Raw genomic sequence first — 18,569 nt, 5'->3', positions numbered from 1 at the left:
CTTATTCGTACGCAAGTCCTTTTTGCGCACCCGTCGCGCCCGTCGCACCCGCCCAGGACGGGAACTATTCGGCCAGCTCCTCCAGCAGCCGTGCCGTGGGCAGTCCGGCCCGCAGATAGTCGACGAACAGGTCGTTGTGCAGCGCCCAGGGCGAGCGGCGTTCCCGGACCGTGCGGATCGCCTCCTCGGCGGAGCGCCCGGCCCGGATCAGGGCGTGCGCCACGACCAGCCCCGAGCGGTTGTAACCGTGAAAACAGCGGACGAGGACCTTGCGGCCCTCGTCGACGGCATCGCTCGCGGCCTGCGCCAGGCGGATCACACCCGCGAGCTGGGTCCCGTCCAAAGGCCCGTCCGGTATCGGCCACACATGGTGTTCCACGCCGGGGTCGGGCCCGTGCCCCGGCAGCCTCAGCAGAGTCTGGACGAGATCGAACTCGTCCCGTACGACGGCCAGTTCCCGTTGCCCCGAGTGTCCCCTGAACTCGTGCCCGCCCATCCACAGGCCGGGCACGATCTCGTTCCAGGGACGGTCCGGGGCCGGTACGTCGGGCTGCTTCCTGCGGGTACGCAATAACGCCTCCCCAAGTCCCCCTCCCAACTACCTCCCAACCACCCCCAAAGGTAACCGCCTTCTTGCCCCTGGAGCACCCCGCCTGTTCCCATGGTCAGGGGGTGATGGTGCATGAGCGGACTGCGCGTCATACCGACCTGGCGGCATGGTCAGGAGCGGCTCTACGTGTGCCTGACGGACGGGCGGAACGTCGCCTGGTACGACAGGGAGGCGGCCCGGGTCAACCTGCTCAGCGAGGCGAGCAGGGAGGACGTACTGGAAGTGCTCGGCCCGTTCCTGACGGGCCCGGTCGCGGTTGGACCGCCCCCCGTGCCGACCCCCGCGGAACTGGCCCGGCTCACCCTCCACCCGGACGACGACCTGGCGCCCAACCGTCCCGGCGAGGCCCTCCAGATCGCCCTCGACCGCGACCCCGGCCCGCCGCACCGGCTCCGCCCGGACCCGCGCCGCAGGGCCCTGCTGGCCGAGCAGGCGGTGGGGGACGCTCTCGACCGGCTCGACGGGGCGGGCTGGCACGCCCTCCACTCGCTCCCGCTCCCGGGCGGCGACCGCGTCCACCACCTCGCGATCGGCCCGGGCGGCCTCTTCGCGATCCACACCCTGTACGCCCGCAAGCAACGGGTGACGGTCGCCGACCCCATGGTCACCCTGGGCCGCCACGACCCCCACCCGCTGCTGCGCCGCGTCCGCGCCGACGCCGACCGCGCCTCCTACGCCCTGACCGCCGAGGTCCACCCGGTCCTCGCCCTAGTCGGCCCGACGGACGTACGCGTCACGGCCCCGCTGCGCGAGGTCCGCGTCATCGCGGACACGGAGGTGGAGTCCCTGGCCCGGCTCGGCGGGGTGCTGAAACCGGCGGACGTGGAGGCGCTCCACGCGATGGCCCGGGACCGCACCACCTGGACGTCCGCAGGCTGAGCCGTCACGGGGTCGGTGCCGGGCCGTGTGGCTTGGGTGTGAGGTGGGGCGGGCGGTGTGGCTCGGGTGTGAGGCGGGGCGGAGCGCGTGGTTCGGGCGCGAGGTCGGACCGTCAACCGAGCCGGGGCAGCCGTCCGGCGGACCGCGTGTCGAGGAGTGGCGCGAGCAGATCGCCGTAGTCCTGCAACCGAGGCCCGATGTCCGGTGCCAGGAAGGCGAGTTGACGGGCCGACCGGCACTCCTCGACCTCCGTCCAGGTGACCGGCGCGGAGACGCTGGGCTCGGGGCGGGCGCGCAGGGTGTACGGGGTGGCGGTGGTCTTCCGGGCGGCGTTCTGACTCCAGTCGACGAACACCTTCCCGGGCCGCAGGCTCCGCGTCATCCGGTGCACGACCCGCTTCGGCAGCGCCCGCTCGGCGGCCACGGCGAGTTCCTTGGCGTACTCCGACACCTGTTCGGACGACGTCGGCCGCACCGCCGCCAGCAGATGCAGCCCCTTCGACCCGGACGTCTTGGCGTACGCCGCGATCCCGTCCGCCGCGAGCCGCTCCCGCAGCCACAGCGCCACCTCGCAGCACTCGACGACGGTGGCGGGCGGCCCGGGATCGAGGTCGAAGACGACCCGATCGGCCTCGGCCGGCGCGCCGACGACCCACTGCGGCGTGTGGAACTCGGTCACCAGGTTCGCCGCCCACATCAACGACGGCAGATCCTGTACGACGACCATCCGGGCCGGCCCCTCCGACCTCGGCACCTCGGCGGTGGTGACCCAGTCGGGCGTACCCGGCGGCACGTTCTTGGCGAAGAACACCTGCCCGTCGGGCCCGTCCGGGTAGCGCAGGAAGGACAGCGGGCGGTCCCGCAGGTGGGGGAGCAGGGCGTCGGCGGTCGTGGCGTAGTAGTGCAGCAGCTCGCCCTTGGTGAACCCGGTCGCGGGATACAGCACCTTCTCCAGGTTGCTGAGCGCGAGCCGGCGGCCCTCCACCTCCGTGATCGGCGTCATACGATGAGAATCTCACGCAAATAACGTGATACCGACCGTTATGCGTCGAAAGGGTACTGACCGTGCGATCCATATGGAACGGTGCGATCTCGTTCGGGCTGGTCAGCATCCCGATCAAGCTGGTCAACGCCACCGAGAGCCACTCGATCTCCTTCCGCCAGATCCATCTGGAGGACGGCGGCCGCATCCGCTACCGCAAGGTGTGCGAGCTGGAGGAGAAGGAGGTCAGCGGGGCCGAGATCGGCAAGGGCTACGAGGACGCGGACGGCACGATCGTCCCCATCACCGACGAGGACCTCTCCCACCTCCCGCTGCCGACGGCGAAGACGATCGAGATCGTGGCCTTCGTGCCGGCCGACCGGATCGACCCGCTCCAGATGGACGCCGCGTACTACCTGGCGGCGGGCGGCGCCCCCGCGGCGAAGCCGTACACGCTCCTCCGGGAGGCACTGAAGCGCAGCAACAAGGTGGCGATCGCCAAATACGCGCTGCGGGGGAGGGAGCGGCTGGGGATGCTGCGGGTGGTCGACGACGCGATCGCCATGCACGGCCTGCTGTGGCCGGACGAGGTCCGCGCCCCCCAGGGCGTCGCCCCCGACACCAAGGTCACCGTCAACGACAAGGAACTCGACCTCGCCGACGCCCTCATGGACACCCTGGGCGAGATCGACCTCGAAGACCTCCACGACGAGTACCGCGAGGCCCTGGAGGAGGTCGTCGCCGCGAAGGCCGCCGGCGAGACTCCGCCGGAGGCCCCGGAACCGGGCAAGGGCGGCAAGGTCCTCGACCTCATGGCCGCCCTGGAGAAGAGCGTGCGCGAGGCGAAGGAGTCCCGCGGCGAGGAACCGGCGGAGGTCAGACAGCTCCCGCCGCGCAAGACGTCCCGCACGACCCCGAAGCCGGCGACCGGCAGGAAGTCGACGTCCAAGACGACGGCGAAGAAGACAACGTCGGCGTCGGCGTCGGCATCGGCATCGGCGAAGAAGTCGACGGCGACGAAGAAGACGGCGGCGGGCTCGGCCAAGAAGACGGCGGCGGCGAAGAAGACCGCGTCGGCATCGACGGCGAAGAAGACGTCAGCGAAGAAGACCACTCCCCGCAAACGCTCGGCCTGATGCCGACGCCTGTCGGGGTGTCTGCCGTCTTGTCCTTCCGCGGCGACGGCGCTCAGCCACCACCTCGCTGGCCGGCGGTGCCGAACTCCGCTGAGCCCGGCCGCCCCTCAACGCGTTTCGCGGCCCGTCCGCCGCAGGGCCAGCACCGCGTTGTGCCCCCCGAACCCGAACGAATTGCTGAGCGCCAGATCCCCGTCCCCCGGCAACTCCCGCGGAGCCCCCGTCACCACATCCAGCTCCACGTCGTCGTCCACCTCCGCACACCCCACGGTCGGCGGCACGACTCCGTGATGCAGCGTCAGTACGGTGGCCACGGCCTCCACCCCGCCCGCGGCCCCCTGCAAATGCCCGAGGTGCCCCTTGAGCGCGGTCACCGGCACGGCCCCGGACGTCGACCGGTTCCCGAACACGGCCCGCAGCGCACCCGCCTCGGCCAGATCCCCCTCCACGGTCGCCGTGGCATGCGCGTTCACATGGACGACGTCCACCACATGCCCCCCGGCATCCCGCACCGCCCGCCGCAGTGCGAGCGCGACCCCGCTGCCCGACGGATCGGGCGCGGCCATGTGATGCGCGTCGGCGGACAGCCCCCACCCCGCGGCCTCGCAGTAGACGCGCGCGCCCCGGGCGAGGGCGTGTTCCTCGGCCTCCAGCACCAGCACCCCCGCCCCTTCGCCGTTCACGAACCCGCCCCGGTCCTTGGCGAACGGCCGTGAGGGCGAACGCCCGTCCTCCAGCCCGGCCTGGGACAACGCCCGCATCGAGGCGAACGACGCCATGATCGCCGGCGTCACGACGGCTTCCGCACCGCCCGCGAGGGCGACGTCGACCCGGCCGTACCGTATGCGGTCGATGGCCTGCCCGATCGCCTCGGTGCCGGAGGCACACGCACTGGTCACGGTCCGGGCCTCACCGGTGATGTGCAGATCGAGGGAGACCTGCGAGGCGGCCTGCGAGGGCACGGTCATCGGCGTGGTGAGCGGTGAGACGCCCCGGGGTCCCTTCTCCCGCAGCTTCCGATCCCCGCCGACCAGCACGGAGGCGTCCCCGAGGATCGCCCCCAGACTCACCCCGACCCGCTCGGGCGCGAGCCCGCTCTCCAGGGTTCCACCGTCCACGAACCCGGCATCGGCCCACGCCTCCCGCGCGGCGAGCACGGCGAACTGAGCGGCCCGGTTCATCCGCCGCGCGGCGGCCCGTGGCAGCAACTCGGCAGGGTCGACGGGCACGGTCCCGGCCACCCGTACGGGCAGCTCACCGAACTCGTCCCCCGCCAACTCCCGTATCCCGTGCCGCCCCTCAAGCAGCCCCCGCCACAACGCATCCACCCCGACCCCGAGCGGAGTCACGGCCCCGAGCCCGGTGACGACCACCCGCCGCGGCCCATTGGCAGCGGCTTCCCGCGCCGGCCGCGGGTGATGCCGTACGACATACCCCTCCCGGTCGGCGTCACGGGCCCACCCCCGCACCTCCCCGTCCGTCACCGGCTCCTCCGCGCAGACGTCGAGGTCCCGGTGCCAGACGCCCCAACGCCGTACGTACGTCACCTCGACGGCCCGCGGATCGACGGCCCGCACCGAGCCCACCCGGTCGCCGTCCCGGAACTCGACGTCGTCGAGCGGCGGCGAGGACAGCCGGGGCACGGCCGCCACGTCCAGCCGGTGGCAGGCGACGGTGACGGTCCGCTCGCGGCCGAGCACCTCGTCGTGGTCCAACCCGCCGAGCGGCGGCCGGAGCGACACCCGGATCGTCTCCGGCGACTCGGGCAGCGTGTGCGTGACGACGTACCAGCGCTGCTGTTCCACGTCGCCGGGCGACAGGGCGACCAGGTCGCCCGGGATCACCTCGGCGACGCTAACTGTGTGCGGATTTATCGGGACTTCAGACGTCTCGGATGAATTGGACATATCCGTACACGCTTCCCAGGTCTGAACTGCCGTACGGGGGACGGTTCCGAGTGAACGGGACGAAAGCCGGAAAGACCATTGTTGAAAGGAAAACCTGCCCAGTTTCTTACACTCCGCAAACGGTGAGCCGACGGAGAAGAACCTCAACTGATCGAACCGGAAACGAAGTTGTCATCCCACCTGCAAACGATCTGTGGGAAAGCTCACGGCCGCCCACACCCCGCCCAAGGACGCCGGACGCCCCGTATCCGCAACGCGTCCAACGGCATCTCCAACGTCTCCGCCGCCCCCTCGCCCAGAGGGGCCCAGAACACCACGGTGCCCTCGGAGTCCCCGAGCATGAGATACGCCCGCTCGGCCGAGAAGACCCCACCCACGACGGGCACATCACCAACGGTCTTGCCGGCGAGGGGAGCGGCGCACACCCAGGTCGGCTCGATGCCGTAGAAGGGGGAGGGGGTGCGCCAGTGCGAGGCGGCGGAGACGGCGTCGCGGCCTGCCGCGCGGGCCGGGTCGAGCAGATGATTGGTGAGGCTGGTGTACACCAGGAAGGCCGCGACGATCCCGGACGCGACCATCATGGCCCGAGTGCGCACAGGCTGGTGCAGAGCCCGGAGGTAGCCCAGGGCGGACGGCACCACCAGTACCAGCGCCAGCCGCGGCATCCAGGAGGCGGTGGCGCGCAACTGCCAGTACCACGAGACCCCCACGGCCGCGGGCTCCGTGCCGAACGCGTCGAGATACTGACGCACCACCAGCCCGCCCGCCCCCGGCAGCAGCCCGAGAGCGACCGGGATCACGAAGGGCAGCAGCCAGGGCGTCAGGGACCGCCACCCCGACGAGTAGAAGAGCAGGAACAGTCCGCCCGACAGCAGGACGGCCGGCAACAAGCCGGTCATCAGAATCCACAGGGTGTGCGCCAGGTCGGCGAAGAGCTCCGCCCCGCCGTCGTCCGCCCTGCCGCCCAGACCGAGACCGAGGCCGAGGGCGAGCAGGCACAGAAGCGACGTGGTACCGGCGCCCCCGAGCAACGTCCACGCGAAGTCCCTGGTCAACCACAGCCTGCGGATCGCCCAGCGCGCACCCGCACAGCCCAGGGCGACCGCCACCGGCCCGACGGTCACCTGAAGAGCGTTGCCGCCCCGCAGACCGGAATGAGCGGCGACGACTCCGTAGGCCACACCGAGCAGCGCCACCCAAGCGACCAGCACCGGCCCGATGTCCCGCGGCAGCACCCCGGCACCGTCCGCCTCCGGCACCGCACTCCGTACCTTCACCCCGGCCGGCGCCAGCTCGCCCCCCGGCAACGGCCGACGCGCCAACCGCAAGGCCTCCGCCTCATCGACGGCCCAGACCCGCCGCCGCAAGCCTCCCAGCCGCGAACCCCACGCCCTCCAGGACGCCCCCGACGCCGTCGCCGCCACTTCCGGCGAGTGGCCCACCGTCCGCCACATCGGAAGCCGCTCATCGCCCCCGCCGCGCACCCGCTCCGCCGCCACCACCCGCACACCCAGATCGAGCCGCCCGGCCACCCCCTTCACCTGCTCCCGGGCCCCCTCGGCCACCCGACCCCGAACAACCGCAGCCCGACGACGTACGAGACCTCCGCCCCGTCCGCCCTCTCACCCGGCCGCTCCAGCACGACCCACCCCAGCCGCCCGCACTCCTCCTCGAACCGCCCCCGATCCGCCGGAGCCCCCCTCACCACCACCAACGCGACCACACGCTGAGCGAGCACAGCCAACGAACTCCCCCTGCCACCACCCCGGTTGACCCCACCCCGGCCCCAAAACAAAAAAGAGCGGGACCCAGTCTGACTGGGTCCCGCTCTCAGTGATGTGCCCACGGCAGGATTCGAACCTGCGCACACGGTTCCGGAGACCGTGCCTGATCATGGCGCTACACCGCCTCTGACCTGCGGTCGAACCTCGCCGGGGGTGCGGGCGGCGCTCCCTGTGTCGGAGGTGTGTCGGAGACCGTCTGATGGTAGTCACCACGGGCAGGGGAGGATGAGCCGCCGCCCGGCGCCCGGATCAACGTCCTCTGCGGACACACTCCTTGATCAGAACCGTCGCGACGATTCCGAACTTCGCGGTCATCGTCGCGCTCGCGGGGAGGCCACTGAACCACGCGGTCGCCTCGACGACAACGTAGGCGCACAGTCCCGCAGCGGCGGGAGACGGCCTGAAGATCGTCAGAAAGCCTGGTTCCTCAGCACTGGAACGCTCTGACATGCTGGACACACCTCCGGTGTTGATCTCGATCCCTCGAATTCACGCGGAGCACAAGGGGCCGCCTCCCATCACGGGGCGGCCCTTTCCGCGTCTCGGATAATTAGATCGCGGGTTAGATCGGTTAACGGACGTAACTCGATCTTCGGCGGTTTACTCGTCGCCGCAACCTGCGGTCGCGTTGGAACCCCTTCGTGTCACCTTTCAGGAGGCGCATGGCCTGCGGCGACAGGCAAGCGGAAGCTCGCGTTCAGTGTCATGCGATCAAGGTAATTAGCGACGAGCTAGTGTGATTAAGGTCACATTCGCAATCGGGATCGAAAGCACTAATACGGCGAAATCGGTGCGGAAGGCACTTAATGCATGAAGTAATACATCTATAGCGGTGAGGTGCTGCTCACGGAGCTGCTCGACAGGATCGCCGACGACGTCCGGATCGCGAAGGTGCTGGAATAGATCGCAGAGGGAGGCCGCCGGCGTGCTGACCGACTGTCGGCCGCCGTTTGGCAGTCCGCAGACGGCCCGACACCGCTGCGCCCGCTCCTACCCACACTCAATCGCCCTAATTGCGATGGGCGCCTGCGGCAAAGAAGAGCTGGTCCTGTCCTTCGAGTCCGGAAAGAGTGTCAATGAGCATAGGGAGTGCACACTCCCTGGCAATGGCGTCAAACATATAAGCCTGCTCGGGTGCAATTTGCAAGTCGAAGACTGACGGCTTATATCTGACGAGTGATGAGGCGTAATATGTGATCGCATATCGCGCCAGAGATGACGGCATGGGAAACATTTGAGTTTTGAAAAGGCTGGGGCAAATATTTGCATCCATATGTTCCGAGGTCCTCATGCCTAGAATGTCCTGGATCTTTTGCGTAAGCCTCATGCTGCCTTTTAGGTCAATTTGCCCTGGTGATGGCCTCAAACATGTATCGATAGACTCAAACAATCTGACTTTGCTGATGTGTCGCCTGCTCATAGCGAAGTGATCGCGCCAATTTAGCGGGACGCTGACTTCACGGAAGTGAGTGAGAAGCAATCGCTCCGTCTTGCTGCCGGTAGGAATACTTCCCTCAGTCAGGAGCACCGTCCAGCTCTTGTCGTCATCCGCCGCCACCATGTGGTGCACGGCTGCAATTACACTCTCACCCAGAGCGGCATCGGTGACCTGCGTAGAGATTTCCGGGATTTGGGCAAGCAATCGCTTTACGGAAAGCTTGGTGCCAACGCCAAGCTTGTGTCCGGTGCGGGATTCGTAGAGCCAGGGGAATACCCCATCCTTAACTACCAAGACATCACCCGCAACCGATTTCGCACGACTAGGACTGAAACTCAGCCCATGGCCAACGAATTTACCGGTGATGCTATTTGGAACGGTGCTGAGAAGCTCCGCCTTGGCGAAGTTCAACATCGCATAATAATACAGAAGGCATGCCGACCGATTAGGAACGGTGATCGCCGCTTCAAAGTTGCTCAAAGCCTGACGAAGAAAGTTTCGGTACTCTTTCCAGAGTGCATTCTTTCTGTTCAGTGAACCGGGGAACCTCGACCTTCCCACTGTCTTGATTTCGGCGTGACGCCGCAAATTTTCTAGCAGCAACGGAACTCGCAGACTCCGACCATGCATGAAACCCTCTACCTGGGTCGTATGGGGGTAGAAGCAACCAGTTGCTGTATGGGCGAGCGGCGGGCAGAGACATACAACGATTCCCTTGCTCATCGAATACTCAGAAGATTCCGAGAGTACTGCCGCATCTCCGCCTGCGGGTGTCTCTTAGCAAAAGTAGCGGAGCTTCGGCGAGTCGTCTTGGAGGCCACCTCAGCACCGGTGAACGCATCGCGTTGAACTGGAAGCGTCGCGATGCTGGCGGAAGGAGTGCCTGATCTTGCTCCTGGGCGTTCTCTGACCTGCGGCGGGAGCCTCTCTCGGTCTCGGGCGACTCGGAGGGTGTCGGAGGTTGTCGGAGGTGTGTCGCCTCGACGCCGATCAGGCGACTCTCCGACCGTTGTGCAACGGGGATGCTCACCGGCAGGGTGAGGCTATGGGGTTCAGTTGGAAGCAAGTGCGGGGCGTCGCTTGGGCTGGATTGGGCGCGGCAGCGGCGGCAGGTGTCCTGGCGATCGTGTTCACTCCCCTGATCCGGACAGTCGTGGAGTGGATCTCCGGGCCAGATTGGGAGGGCATGGACGGTGCGGCACGCTCCGCAGCCCTTGGGCAGTTCAGGATCGCGCTCGTGCAGGTGGCCGCCGCCCTAGGCGCGGCAGTTGCTCTTCTGTTCACTGCATTCAACTATCGGTTGACGCGTAGAGGGCAGGTCACTGACCGATTTACCAAGGCACTGGAGCGGCTTGGATCGGATCAAATGTATGTACGCATTGGAGGTATCTTCGCGCTGGAGCAAATTGTGCACGATGCTCCCGATCAGGCGACCCATGCGGCGCATGTTCTTGTGGCCTTCATTAGGGATCGAGCGCCCCGGACGGAACGGCGAAACGCTAAGAAGGAGCGGCAGTCGATCGCTGCTATCCGGCGAGCCGCGCGCCTGCGTGTGCCGTTTCCGGAAGTCGCACCCGAACTGCCGAGAGAGCCTGCTCCAGACATTCAGGCTGCGCTGACTGCGCTCACGCGGCCCACGTTTCGAGCTCTCATAGAGATTGACGGCTCGATGAGAACCATCGACCTTAGCGGCCTTCATCTGTCTAGGGTCAGGCTCAGCGGAGCTGATCTCAGCAGGATGGATCTAGCGGAAACAGACCTATCCTGGGCCACCCTCACGAAAGTGGATCTCAGTAACGCAAGGCTTTGGAGAGCAACGCTGACAAATGCGTGGCTAGAGAAGGCGAATCTTTCCCGCACCTGGTTGAGAGAGGCGGAGCTGGTAAAGGCGAAACTGGCAGCAGTAGATCTCACCGACGCGGTGATGGGTGCGTCGGACCTGACTGATGCAGATCTCACAGGAGCGCTTATGGATGGGGCTGACCTCCGGGATTCGCATTCGTCGGATATTCCCGAGGGTAGAGAGGCGAATCTGACGAGAGCGGATCTCGTCGGTGCAGATCTGCAAACAGCATCCGTCAGCGTCGCGCAGGTTCTCGTTGCCAAGCTGGGCGAAGGCTCAAGGCTGCCGTCACAGGTGGCCGCCGATCCTCAGGTAGCAGTTCGCCTGGGTACTACCGCGCATACAGACTAGGCGTGGCCGCGGCGCTGGCCGTTCAGCCGCTCTCCACAGCGGTCGCGGGTCGTGGGAGTCTTGAAGTCTTGGAGTCTTGAGGTGGCGGACGAGCGGAGAGGGAGAGCGGGTGCCGCAGCAGGCCAACCCACGGGGGACGTTCATGAAGATCGCCGATTCGCTGAAGCGGCAGATCGAGGGGGACCCGGGGGTGACGGAACTCCCGGCCCTGGCTGATGTCATGCGCGATCACGACGTCTCGCGCGGAGTTGCCCTCCGCGCGTTCGGTGTTCTGCGGCAGGAAGGCGTCGCCGAACCTGCGCCGGGCGGACGGTGGCGCGTCGTTCGGGCGGGTGCGCAGGTGGACCGGCGTCCGCTCGATCAACAACTCGCGGACATCATCACGGCTGAGGGGCTCGAAGTAGGGGAAGCGTTCCCGAGCGCTTCGGCGCTTGCCGTGCGGTTCGGCGTATCGCGGCCGACTGTGGCCAAAGCGCTGAGCAAGTTGGAGACGGCCGGCGTGCTGGCCGACGGAGGACAGGGCAAGGTGCGGAGAGTCCGCGCCGTGCCGACGCGAGAGGAGCGTTCCTAGCTTGCCGACCTTGACGGAGTGGGCGTACCCGCTGGCCGAGTCCTTGCTTGCGGAGCCGCTGCCGCGGCGCTGGAAGCACTGTCTAGGAGTCGCGGAGAGGGCGCGCACCATCGCGCTCATCCTTGACCAGGATGCGGATCTACTGGAGGCGGCGGCGGTGCTGCACGACATCGGCTACGCCCCGGACCTGGCGAAGACCGGTTTCCACCCGTTGGACGGTGCGCGCTACCTCCGAGACGTAGCCAACGCCGACGAACGCGTCATCAACCTGGTGGCTCACCACTCGTGCGCATGGATGGAGGCGGAAGCCCGAGGCCTGCGAGACGAGCTGGAGGGCGAGTTCCCCCGCGAGAGCGGGCACCTTAACGATGCGCTCTGCTACTGCGACATGAACACGACGCCGGACGGCACGCCCACGAACCCTGTCGACCGAGTCAACGAGATCGCGGGGCGGTACGGGCCGGACAGTTTGATCGGAACGTTCATCCGGCGTGCTGAGCCGGAGATTCTCGCGTGTACGGCCCGAGTGTTGGAGCGCGTCTCCGCAGCCAAGCGTTAGCCGATATAGGGGGTGGGCCGCGTCCGGTCCATGGCGTGCTCGATCCGGAGCCGCATCGTGGGGTGGACGTCTAGCTTCTCCAGGTCCGTTGGGTCGACCCAGCGGACCTGTGTCGTCTCGTTGCTCGTACGCACCTCACCGCCGACCGGACGGGCCCGGAAGCAGATGCTGAACTGCTGCCGGATCTCCCCGTCGTCGTACTGCATCACGTGGCCTGGGTCGGTGTAGATCCCGGACATGTCGACGACTTCCGCCTTGATGCCGGTCTCTTCCCAGACCTCGCGCACCACGGTGTCGCTGATTGACTCCCCGACGTCGTGTCCACCGCCGGGCAGTGCCCAACGTCCGTTGTCGGACCGTTGGATCATCAGCACCTGTCCCGCGTCGTTCTGTACGAACGCCACGACAGATGGCACGACGGAGTTGGCCGGCGGGGCGTCGGGGTCGTGAAGGTAGTCGATGCGTCCCATGGCTCATGCTCCCGTGAAGTCGTGTTCGGTCACTGGCCGTGCGCCTTCCCACGTCTGCTGCACGCTATTGGCGAAGGTGTCGAAGAGCCCACCGCCGGGAAGTCGCCGCAGGTGCAGCACCGGGGCCAAATAGGCGCCGATGCCGTACACGTGCGTGTTGACCAGCATCTCGTCATCCACACGGTAGATCGAGTTGTAGAGCACGGTGTCATGCAGGCGGAACACGATCTCGGGGTGACTGGTGAACAGAGGGCGATAGTTGACCAGCGCGTTGCGGATCTTGCCGTCCATGATGCGGTGCCCCTCATCGATACCCCGCCGGATGACTGCCTCGCAGGCGGGGTCTCCCATCAGGACACGGATGGTGACGCTCTTCGACTTGGCCTTGAGTACGGACAGGAAGCGCGGGTCTTCGGCTAGGCCGATGCCCGCGTAGACAAGGATGTCGATGCGCTCTTTCGCGCGCTCGCACATCTCCCGCCACAGGTCGGTGGGTACGACGTGGCGGTGCGGGTAGACCGTGACGATCTCTGCCTTGGACAGGTCGGCCGCGCTGTCGAGGGAGCGGTCATCCTCCCAGAGCATCGTCACGTCGACGTTCAGGATGGCCGCGGTCGCGTACTGATGGCGCCGGTACGGCACTTTGCCCTGGGTGATCCAGCGCTCAACCGTCTTCGGGTTGACCTCGATCTTCTCCGCGAGTTGCTGCACGGTCATGCCCTGCGCCAAGAGGGCCGTGCGTAGACGCTCGTTGGACATCTCAACCCCCGATGGGACGTCTTGGGAGCTCTTGACGGTACCCAGATGATTTTGCGCTGTCCACGTAGAGGGTGACCAACTCCCCTGACCTGCACCGATTCTGATGGTGCACCAAGAAATCCCGGTGCGAAGCCAAGAAGTCGGGCCGCTGTACTTGACGGCCTCCCATGCAGTACCTGTAAAACAGGTACTGCATCACCAAGCGCCCGGAGGCAAGGCCCGGAGCAAGCGCTACGAAGAACTGAATAGTGATCGTGCGGGGCTGACGCAGAGTCGGCGGTCGCGGCAGGTGCCTAGGGCGAGGGTCCGGGGGCAAACCGCCGTGATGGACGTCGGTTCTCCCCTACGCGCCTGGCAGGCGCCACCCGATCTCGGGTGTGGGGAAGTACAGCGGGGCCCCAACGCACGTGGCGGCAAGAGTGAGACCGCCCCCGCGGCGACCGGGTGATGTCGTCGGCGGCACGCCACCCTGCATCGCTTCGTGCAGGCCGCCTGCTGGCGTCAGAGCAGTGACGATGACGCACCCGATTCACCGGCTCGGGGCCGGTCCGCTACGCAATGGCGGGCCGGTGAAGCCGACACCGCCCCGATGGTCGCAGGACCGGTTCGACTCCGGTCCGGGGCACTTCCCCCTCGCCGTGCCGCGGCTGGGGTTCTGCCGGGGCGGGCGCCGTCTCACCACCACGCCTGCGCCTGCTCCGGCCCTTCCCGTCTCTCCACTTGAGGAGCAGTAATGGACCAGCACGACCTGAACTCCATCGGTGAGCGCGTGGCGTCTGCTGCCGCCGAGTTCGGCCCCGGCTACCAGCCGACGCCCAAGCAGAAGGCGGATGCCGCATCGGTGCTGCGGGACATGATCCAGGCGGCCGAGACGCACGGTGTGACGTTCGCCGACTTCGACGCGGTCGCCCACTTCGCCCGTCTGGCCATTCAGCTTGTCCAGTCCCGTGACGAGAGCCGGTGACCGCCGTGGAAGCTGCGGTGTTCGCCGCTGTGTTCGCTGCCCTGTACGTCGCTCACAGCGTGGGTGACCACTGGGTGCAGACCTCCCACCAGTCCCTCACCAAGGGCCGTCCGGGTTGGGTCGGCCGTCTCGCGGATGCCCGGCACGTCGCCACCCTGACGCTCACCAAGGTTGCCGTGCTGCTGCCGGTCGCGTGGCTGCTTGATCTGCGCCTGTCGGTGCTCGGCACCGTGCTGGGACTGGGTGTCGACGCGCTCACCCATTGGTGGGCGGACCGGCGCAGCACGCTGGCCCGGCTCGCTGAGGTGCTCGGGTTGGGCGGGTTCCACCGGCTCGGCACCCCGCGCGCCGGCCACGACGACAACCCGCACATCGGCACCGGCGCCTACGCCCTTGACCAGTCCTTCCACCACCTGTGGCTGCTGATTGCCGCGCTGGTCATCGCCACCGTCTGACCCCTCGCACCACCGCCCCGATGGTCGCAAGCGCCGGGTTCGACTCCCGGCCGGGGCACTCTCCCCACCCGCGCTGCGGCCCGGGGGTCCTCCCGCAGCAGTCGCCGTCTCACCAACACGCCTGCGGCTGCTGCGGCCCTTCCCGTCCCTCCCACTTCAGGAGCTTTCATGCGTGCGTACATCGGCCGCCAACAGGCCGTTACTGCTGAGGACTTCGCGGAACTTGCGCTCGGCACCCCGGTTGAACTGTGGCTCGGGGTCGAGGGTGAGACCGACGAGGAGCGCGCGGCCCGCGAGGACGCGGCCCGGGACATCCTCGCCGACCACCCCGAGATGTACGACGGCCTGATCCGCATGGCCGCGCAGGTCATCGAGGAACACCCCGGCCTGGTCGACGTCGTCCCGCTGCCCCGCACCGCCCGGCGCCGCCGCACGGTCCGCAAGGGGGTTGCGGCATGACCACGACGCCCGCCGCCCCGCAGGCGCCGGTCTCCGGGGTGCCGCCGCTGACCCGCCCGGAAATGGGGCTCGCCGGTATCGGCGCGCTCGCCGCGGCCGGGGTCGGCGCGCTCGGTCTGATCTCCTCCTTCGACGCCGTGTCCGCTGCCGCGTTGCGCTGGGGGTTCGGTGAGCCGTGGATGCTGCCGGTCGGTATCGACGTGGCCATCCCGGTGTTCACCGTCGCCAACCTGCTGCTGATCCGGATGGACATGGCGCTGGCCTGGGTGCGGTTCGTGCCCTGGGTGCTCACCCTGATCACCTGCGGGCTGAACATCGCCGCCGGGCAGAGTCTGTGGGCCCGGGTCGCGCACGGCACCATGCCGCTGCTGTGGGTGGTGTTCTCCGAGATCGGCGCGCACATCTACGCCGTCCGCATCGGCGCCGCCACCGGCCGCCGCATGGAGAAGATCCGGTTCTCCCGCTGGCTGCTCGCCTTCCCCTCCACGTTCCTGCTGTGGCGCCGCATGACGCTGTGGGAGATCACCTCCTACTCCGAGGCGCTGGCGCGGGAGAAGGAGCGGCAGTTGGCCCGCGCGGACCTGCGCGAGCGCTACGGCCGCGGCTGGCGGCGCGAGACCCCGCGGCGCGAGCGCGTGATGCTGCGCATGGGCGACCTCACCCCCACCACTGCGCTGCCGGTCACCCCGGAGCCGGAGCCGGAGCCGGAGCAGGTCCCGCAGGAGCCTCAGAGCGCAGCGCCCAAGGCACTGCGCAAGCGGCCCGCCAAGAGCAAGCCCAAGACGCAGCGCACCTTCGAGGAGCTGCTGACCGAGGCGCGCAAGGAGACCGAAGACTGGTCGGATGCGGAGCTGACCGCAGACCGCATCCGCACCACGCTGCACGTCTCGCAGGCCAACGCCCGCACCCTGCGCGACACCCTCAAGGCGGAGCGTGCCGAGAGCCGCCCGCTGCACTCCGTCGACGGCCCGGAGGAGGCCGCCGCGTGAGGGGCCTGCGGATCGGGTCTGTGTGCACCGGCTACGGCGGCTTGGACATGGCCGTCCTGGGCGTCTTCGGCGGCTCGCTGGCGTGGGTGGCGGACAACGACCCGGGCGCGAGCCGCATCCTGGCCCACCACCATCCCGGCATGCCGAACCTCGGGGACCTGACCGCCGTCGACTGGCGTGCGGTGGAGCCGGTGGACGTCTTCATCGGTGGCTATCCCTGTCAGCCCTTCTCTCTCGCCGGTGAGCTGAAAGGAACCGACGATGAGCGGCATCTCTGGCCCTTCATTGCCCGTGCCCTTGGGGTTCTACGACCCCGAATCGCGATCTTTGAGAACGTCGCGAACCACCTTCGACTCGGCTTCGACACTGTCCTGTGCGACCTTGCCGACCTCGGGTTCGATGCGGAGTGGTGCGTTGTACGTGCGGACGAGGTCGGCGCTTGCCACCAGCGGCGCCGGCTCTTCTTCCTCGCCACATCTGCCGACGCCCCGCGCGAGGGACTCGCGGGGGAAGGGCTTCGAGGATGCGTTGCCGAACGTGGTGGCGCTGCTGCCGACGCCCCGGACCTCGGACACGAACGGAGCGGGAGCGCACGGGGAGGGCGGCCCGGACCTGCGGACGGCAGTGGCCCTGCTGCCCACGCCGCGAGCGTCGGACGGGGACAAGGGTGGCCCGAACCAGCGGGGCAGCAAGGGGGACTTGGCGCTGTCGTCCGCAGTGGTGCAACTGCTCCCGACGCCGCGAGTGGCAGCCGCCCGGACGGGGCGGTCGGCAGTCCTGAATTCCAGCTCATCGCCGAGTCTGGAACAGGCAGTGGAGTTGGCGAGCGGGGAGGTGCCGAGGGAACTGAACAGCCTCGACGAGGCGCCTCCGTCCTGGAGTGGGGGCAGTACGCCCCGGCGGTCGCGCGGTGGGAGGCGGTCACCGGCCGCCGTGCCCCCCGGGCAACTGACGATCGAGGACGCCTGAGCCCCGCGTTCGTCGAATGGATGATGGGTTTGCGCGCCGGCCACGTCACCAACGTCCCTGGCCTGACCCGCTCCGCACAGCTCAAGGCGCTGGGCAACGGCGTGCTCCCGCTCCAGGCCGACCACGCCGTCCGGGCTCTGCTCCGGCGCGCGGCCGACCTGTCACGGCGACCGGCGGACGCGGCCTGATGTCCGCCGTGTTCGGCAAGTGCTATGACCCGAAAGGCGTGTTCCACGGCGTTCCCACCTACCCGTGGCGCCTGGCCCCGGACGGTCTGGCCACCCGCCGGCAGCTCCGTGCGATGGGGCTGCGTCCCGGTGGCCAGACGATCGCGGCACAAGTCATGCGGGTCAACCGGCGAGCCGGCGGCGTGCGCGTCGCCTACCTCTACCGCGTCGACCGCGCCATGCCGGTCCGGCCGATGACATCGCGCAAGTGGGGGGCGCTCGCCTTGGCGATGCTCGCCCGCCGCACCTGCCCGCAGTGCCGGATCACCTACAGCTACTGCATCTCGCGCAGGTACGGCCTGTGCGGGCTCTGCATCGACGCCAACTCCACTCAGACAAGGGGGACTTGACTCATGGGCAAGCCCGACACCCGCCGCTTGGACCGCGACATCCTGCATGCACAGCGCAAGATCGCGGCGGTCCGCAAGCAGGAGTGGTGGCCGCTGACCGGCTCCGAGCGCCGCCAGATCATGGCCGCCCTCGCCGGGGGCGCGCTGAAGGTGGCGCGGCACAAGAGCGCCAGTCGTGCGGAACGCAAGCTGGAGATGCTGACGCAGTCGGTGATGAAGCGGCTCACCGCGGAGCTGACCGCGCTGGAGAAGGAACGGCAGCGGGTCGTGAACGACTTCGCCGCCGCCAAGGCCGCCAAGAAGTCATCGAGTTGGTGGTGACCATGGCGCGCACAGAGACGCCTCCGGGCGAGTGCCCGCAGTGCTGGCAGCACGCCCGCGACCGGAGCATCCACCGCAGGCTCCGGCCGCGTGAGGACTGCCCGGCGTGCGTGGACCACATGGTCAACGGCTGCCCCAACCCCGTGCCCAAGAAGAAGTCCAGTTGGTGGTGACCGCCCGCCAAGGAGGAGTTCAGGCATGAACCTGAAACGGATCAGTCGCCTGTTCCGCGGCTCGGGCGGCTCGCTCGGTCAGCCGCTACCTGCCGACTCAGCACGGGCGGTGTGCCTGTCCGGCAGCAAGTTCGGCATGCACGGCGTGATCCCGGCGTCCTACGCCCGGTTCACGGTCAGCCGACGCCGGGCCTGGGGACACGATGTCCGCGCCTATCCGACCACCGGCCGCGACGGCATCCCGTTGACGGTCATCTACACCCGCGTTGCCTACGCCGATGACCCCGGCATGGACGTCCTGGTCACGGTCTTCGAATTCCCCGCAGGCAGCGCGCTCCCGCCCGGCCTGTAACCCAACGGGCCCGACCGCTCA

The 18,569-nt window shown here is 68.1% G+C and carries 21 protein-coding genes and 1 pseudogene; 15 read left to right on the top strand and 7 right to left on the bottom strand.

The features are described from left to right. Nucleotides 1–64: 64 nt before the first annotated feature. Nucleotides 65–571, bottom strand: a complete 507-nt coding sequence (locus OG866_RS14200; RefSeq protein WP_329334755.1) for a protein-tyrosine phosphatase family protein — start codon at nt 569–571, stop codon at nt 65–67. A gap of 111 nt (nt 572–682) precedes the next feature. Here OG866_RS14200 and OG866_RS14195 point away from each other — a divergent pair, with 111 nt between their 5' ends. Next, entirely contained in the window at nt 683–1,489 is an 807-nt protein-coding gene (locus OG866_RS14195) for a nuclease-related domain-containing protein (protein WP_329334754.1), read from the top strand. Between the two features lie 112 nt (nt 1,490–1,601). On the opposite strand, the gene ligD is transcribed toward OG866_RS14195, so the two are convergent. Beyond that, nucleotides 1,602–2,492 (bottom strand): non-homologous end-joining DNA ligase, encoded by an 891-nt coding sequence (ligD, locus tag OG866_RS14190; RefSeq protein WP_329334752.1) that lies wholly within the window; start codon nt 2,490–2,492, stop codon nt 1,602–1,604. A 62-nt stretch (nt 2,493–2,554) separates the two neighbouring features. Here ligD and ku point away from each other — a divergent pair, with 62 nt between their 5' ends. Next, nucleotides 2,555–3,607, top strand: coding sequence for a non-homologous end joining protein Ku (gene ku, locus OG866_RS14185; protein ID WP_329334749.1), 1,053 nt, complete (start codon nt 2,555–2,557; stop codon nt 3,605–3,607). A 107-nt stretch (nt 3,608–3,714) separates the two neighbouring features. On the opposite strand, the gene OG866_RS14180 is transcribed toward ku, so the two are convergent. The 3 genes from OG866_RS14180 to OG866_RS14170 all read right to left on the bottom strand — a co-directional run bounded on the left by OG866_RS14180 (nt 3,715) and on the right by OG866_RS14170 (nt 9,366). Then, nucleotides 3,715–5,514, bottom strand: a complete 1,800-nt coding sequence (locus OG866_RS14180) for a beta-ketoacyl-[acyl-carrier-protein] synthase family protein (RefSeq protein ID WP_329334747.1) — start codon at nt 5,512–5,514, stop codon at nt 3,715–3,717. 203 nt (nt 5,515–5,717) lie between these two features. After that, nucleotides 5,718–7,079 (bottom strand): hypothetical protein, encoded by a 1,362-nt coding sequence (locus OG866_RS14175; RefSeq protein ID WP_329334745.1) that lies wholly within the window; start codon nt 7,077–7,079, stop codon nt 5,718–5,720. Nucleotides 7,080–8,307: 1,228 nt separating this feature from the next. Beyond that, the gene (locus OG866_RS14170; RefSeq protein ID WP_329344093.1) at nt 8,308–9,366 is read right to left on the bottom strand and encodes a YaaC family protein; all 1,059 of its coding nucleotides are present in this window, start codon (nt 9,364–9,366) and stop codon (nt 8,308–8,310) included. A 496-nt stretch (nt 9,367–9,862) separates the two neighbouring features. Between OG866_RS14170 and OG866_RS14165 the strand changes: the two genes are divergently transcribed. From OG866_RS14165 to OG866_RS14155, 3 genes are all read left to right on the top strand, one after another. Next, entirely contained in the window at nt 9,863–10,930 is a 1,068-nt protein-coding gene (locus OG866_RS14165) for a pentapeptide repeat-containing protein (protein ID WP_329334743.1), read from the top strand. A gap of 109 nt (nt 10,931–11,039) precedes the next feature. Continuing rightward, nucleotides 11,040–11,501, top strand: a complete 462-nt coding sequence (locus OG866_RS14160; protein ID WP_329334741.1) for a GntR family transcriptional regulator — start codon at nt 11,040–11,042, stop codon at nt 11,499–11,501. Between the two features lies 1 nt (nt 11,502). Further along, nucleotides 11,503–12,060 (top strand): HD domain-containing protein, encoded by a 558-nt coding sequence (locus OG866_RS14155; RefSeq protein WP_329334739.1) that lies wholly within the window; start codon nt 11,503–11,505, stop codon nt 12,058–12,060. On the opposite strand, the gene OG866_RS14150 is transcribed toward OG866_RS14155, so the two are convergent. Both OG866_RS14150 and OG866_RS14145 read right to left on the bottom strand, forming a co-directional pair. Beyond that, entirely contained in the window at nt 12,057–12,530 is a 474-nt protein-coding gene (locus tag OG866_RS14150; protein ID WP_329334737.1) for an NUDIX domain-containing protein, read from the bottom strand. The genes OG866_RS14155 and OG866_RS14150 overlap by 4 nt on opposite strands. Nucleotides 12,531–12,533: 3 nt before the next feature. Beyond that, nucleotides 12,534–13,289, bottom strand: coding sequence for a helix-turn-helix domain-containing protein (locus OG866_RS14145; RefSeq protein ID WP_329334735.1), 756 nt, complete (start codon nt 13,287–13,289; stop codon nt 12,534–12,536). A gap of 733 nt (nt 13,290–14,022) precedes the next feature. Here OG866_RS14145 and OG866_RS14140 point away from each other — a divergent pair. The 10 genes and pseudogenes from OG866_RS14140 (at nt 14,023) to OG866_RS14095 (ending at nt 18,548) form a co-directional block, all read left to right on the top strand. Further along, nucleotides 14,023–14,253 carry a hypothetical protein gene (locus OG866_RS14140; protein ID WP_329334733.1) on the top strand — a complete coding sequence of 77 codons (231 nt, stop codon included), beginning with the start codon at nt 14,023–14,025 and terminating at the stop codon, nt 14,251–14,253. Between the two features lie 5 nt (nt 14,254–14,258). Then, nucleotides 14,259–14,708 (top strand): transcriptional regulator, encoded by a 450-nt coding sequence (locus OG866_RS14135; RefSeq protein WP_329344091.1) that lies wholly within the window; start codon nt 14,259–14,261, stop codon nt 14,706–14,708. Nucleotides 14,709–14,876: 168 nt separating this feature from the next. Continuing rightward, a complete protein-coding gene (locus OG866_RS14130) occupies nt 14,877–15,167 on the top strand; it encodes a hypothetical protein (RefSeq protein ID WP_329334732.1) in 291 nt (96 codons plus the stop codon). Continuing rightward, on the top strand, nt 15,164–16,156 hold the full coding sequence (locus OG866_RS14125) for a DUF2637 domain-containing protein (protein ID WP_329334730.1): 993 nt from the start codon (nt 15,164–15,166) through the stop codon (nt 16,154–16,156). Before OG866_RS14130 ends, OG866_RS14125 begins: the two co-directional genes overlap by 4 nt. A 47-nt stretch (nt 16,157–16,203) precedes the next feature. Next, a pseudogene (locus OG866_RS14120) lies at nt 16,204–16,584 on the top strand (DNA cytosine methyltransferase); the annotation flags it as partial. A 570-nt stretch (nt 16,585–17,154) separates the two neighbouring features. After that, nucleotides 17,155–17,313, top strand: a complete 159-nt coding sequence (locus OG866_RS14115; protein WP_329344596.1) for a hypothetical protein — start codon at nt 17,155–17,157, stop codon at nt 17,311–17,313. Continuing rightward, entirely contained in the window at nt 17,313–17,702 is a 390-nt protein-coding gene (locus OG866_RS14110; protein WP_329334728.1) for an RRQRL motif-containing zinc-binding protein, read from the top strand. Before OG866_RS14115 ends, OG866_RS14110 begins: the two co-directional genes overlap by 1 nt. A 3-nt stretch (nt 17,703–17,705) precedes the next feature. After that, nucleotides 17,706–18,023, top strand: coding sequence for a hypothetical protein (locus OG866_RS14105; protein WP_329334727.1), 318 nt, complete (start codon nt 17,706–17,708; stop codon nt 18,021–18,023). A 2-nt stretch (nt 18,024–18,025) separates the two neighbouring features. Continuing rightward, complete coding sequence (locus OG866_RS14100) at nt 18,026–18,196, top strand: pRL2-8 (RefSeq protein ID WP_329334725.1); 171 nt, start codon at nt 18,026–18,028, stop codon at nt 18,194–18,196. A 25-nt stretch (nt 18,197–18,221) separates the two neighbouring features. After that, the gene (locus OG866_RS14095) at nt 18,222–18,548 is read left to right on the top strand and encodes a hypothetical protein (RefSeq protein WP_329334723.1); all 327 of its coding nucleotides are present in this window, start codon (nt 18,222–18,224) and stop codon (nt 18,546–18,548) included. Nucleotides 18,549–18,569 lie beyond the last annotated feature (21 nt).

Source organism: Streptomyces sp. NBC_00663 (assembly GCF_036226885.1).
Taxonomy (GTDB): domain Bacteria; phylum Actinomycetota; class Actinomycetes; order Streptomycetales; family Streptomycetaceae; genus Streptomyces.
This window is presented reverse-complemented; position numbering and strand designations above follow the sequence as displayed.

Excerpts from the sequence above, each read along its gene's own strand:
- OG866_RS14195 (WP_329334754.1), top strand. The coding sequence starts at position 683 with ATGAGCGGACTGCGCGTCATACCGACCTGGCGGCATGGTCAGGAGCGG.
- ligD (WP_329334752.1), bottom strand. The coding sequence starts at position 2,492 with ATGACGCCGATCACGGAGGTGGAGGGCCGCCGGCTCGCGCTCAGCAAC.
- OG866_RS14180 (WP_329334747.1), bottom strand. The coding sequence starts at position 5,514 with ATGTCCAATTCATCCGAGACGTCTGAAGTCCCGATAAATCCGCACACA.
- OG866_RS14170 (WP_329344093.1), bottom strand. The coding sequence starts at position 9,366 with ATGCATGGTCGGAGTCTGCGAGTTCCGTTGCTGCTAGAAAATTTGCGG.
- OG866_RS14150 (WP_329334737.1), bottom strand. The coding sequence starts at position 12,530 with ATGGGACGCATCGACTACCTTCACGACCCCGACGCCCCGCCGGCCAAC.
- OG866_RS14145 (WP_329334735.1), bottom strand. The coding sequence starts at position 13,289 with ATGTCCAACGAGCGTCTACGCACGGCCCTCTTGGCGCAGGGCATGACC.
- OG866_RS14140 (WP_329334733.1), top strand. The coding sequence starts at position 14,023 with ATGGACCAGCACGACCTGAACTCCATCGGTGAGCGCGTGGCGTCTGCT.
- OG866_RS14130 (WP_329334732.1), top strand. The coding sequence starts at position 14,877 with ATGCGTGCGTACATCGGCCGCCAACAGGCCGTTACTGCTGAGGACTTC.
- OG866_RS14125 (WP_329334730.1), top strand. The coding sequence starts at position 15,164 with ATGACCACGACGCCCGCCGCCCCGCAGGCGCCGGTCTCCGGGGTGCCG.
- OG866_RS14110 (WP_329334728.1), top strand. The coding sequence starts at position 17,313 with ATGTCCGCCGTGTTCGGCAAGTGCTATGACCCGAAAGGCGTGTTCCAC.
- OG866_RS14105 (WP_329334727.1), top strand. The coding sequence starts at position 17,706 with ATGGGCAAGCCCGACACCCGCCGCTTGGACCGCGACATCCTGCATGCA.
- OG866_RS14100 (WP_329334725.1), top strand. The coding sequence starts at position 18,026 with ATGGCGCGCACAGAGACGCCTCCGGGCGAGTGCCCGCAGTGCTGGCAG.
- OG866_RS14095 (WP_329334723.1), top strand. The coding sequence starts at position 18,222 with ATGAACCTGAAACGGATCAGTCGCCTGTTCCGCGGCTCGGGCGGCTCG.